General features: G+C 33.2%; 2 protein-coding genes. Both read right to left on the minus strand.

The features are described from left to right. Positions 1-230 (minus strand): response regulator transcription factor (locus tag GSY74_RS06095; RefSeq protein WP_164664212.1); only part of this gene is annotated, 230 nt, incomplete at its 3' end. Then, positions 220-1708 (minus strand): ATP-binding protein (locus tag GSY74_RS06100; RefSeq protein WP_255494559.1); only part of this gene is annotated, 1489 nt, incomplete at its 5' end. The genes GSY74_RS06095 and GSY74_RS06100, both read right to left, overlap by 11 nt.

The following is a 1708-nucleotide window of genomic DNA, read 5'->3' on the forward strand; positions in this document are numbered from 1 at the left end:
AGGTCTCGCTCTCGTATCTTAGATATCATACTTAGCCCATCCAAGTTTGGCATATTAATATCGCTTAAGATAATATCCGGACTTTTATCTAGATATATTAGATAGGCCTCTTGCCCACATTTAGCAGAATAAACATTTTTAAAAAATAGTTGTAGGTACTCTACAAGATACTCTCTAAGCTCTTCTTCATCCTCTGCAACTAATATGCTTACATTTTCTTCAAGTTGCATCTGGCGTCCTTATTGTAAATGTTACTCCATCACTTGTATTGTTAACACTCAGTGAACCACCCATAGTATCTTCTATTATCATCTTTGCAATATATAATCCAAGTCCAGTTCCCATAGACTGATGTTTTGTTGTGAAGTATGGATTAAATATTTTAGATAAATTCTCATCTTTAATTCCACCTACATTGTCTGTTACGGATAGAGTAGCATAACCGTTCTCTTTGTAGAGTTTAATATCAACCTCTGGTCTTTTTATTTCCCTTTGGATGATTAAGTCATGAATATTAGAAAGAATAGAAACAATAACTTGAATATACTCATTTTTGAGTCCATATAGAGTCAATTTTTCATCTATACTGATAGTTAATTCTACTTTATTGTTGATATGTGCAACTTCTAAAGCTTGAGTAAGTGCATCAATTATTTTAAAAGAAGATTTTTCTTTATCTGGACGATAGTAGTTCATAAAATCTTCAATGGTATCAGACATATAAAGAATACGCGTTTGCATCTTCTCCAGCTTCTCTTTAATCTCTTCTTGGGATAAAACTGTAATAGAGTTCTTCTCTTGTAAGATAGCAACTATAGTATTAATAATTGCGAGAGGTTGACGCCATTGATGAGCAATATTACCTATCATCTCTCCCATTTCTGCTCTTTTACTTTGCTCAAAGAGTTGTCTATCTTTCTCTTGAATAGTTTTTTCTTTCTCTTGAAGTTGGCTGATAGTATCTAGAAGTTCATTATTATATTTCTCTTCTATATAGAGTCCACAATCTAGATTTTTCATGTCACGTATGAGATTAGCTATATACTTTTTCTCAATTATAGAACCGTGTTGTGGGGCTATGAGATTTATATCTAGTTTTTCTATTTTTTTTAAAGCGTAGTTAAATATATCTTTACTCGGCATATACTCTTGATGAAACTGTTTAGCTTTTTCAAAGTAAGTCTCATCAGCATAAAATTCCCAAGATTCCTCAAGACCACCAAAGATATCTCCTGAAAATAGAGTTTTAGTTTTTGGCTCATAACTTACAAAGGCACCAGGGGAGTGACAGTATGGAGTAGTATGAAACTCTAATCTATATCCATTTGGAGTTGTGAGTTGATTGTCATTTTTATCAATCTCATAATAATCAGAAGTAACAAGATAGTGTTTAATGAGCAGAGACATCCTAGAGTGCGTTACAATGAGCAGGTCATCTCTATCTATTAGTTTTTCTATTTCAGGGACTGCAGCTACTAAGTCTGGGTCCTGATGATGTAGTACAATGTATTTGATTGATTTCATATCAACAATAGTTTTTACTTTACGTACTGTCTCATGGAACTCTAACATTGAGCCTGGGTCAACAAGGATAGATTCGTCACCGTTTTTAATTAAATAGGGGTGGCATTGGAAGGGGTCATTTTCAAGATACATACCAATCCAGTATATATCTTGTGCAATTTCTATTGCATCTTTGAAATCGTGA

The sequence above is a fragment of the Sulfurovum sp. bin170 genome, from assembly GCF_010892395.1.
Classification (GTDB): domain Bacteria; phylum Campylobacterota; class Campylobacteria; order Campylobacterales; family Sulfurovaceae; genus UBA1140.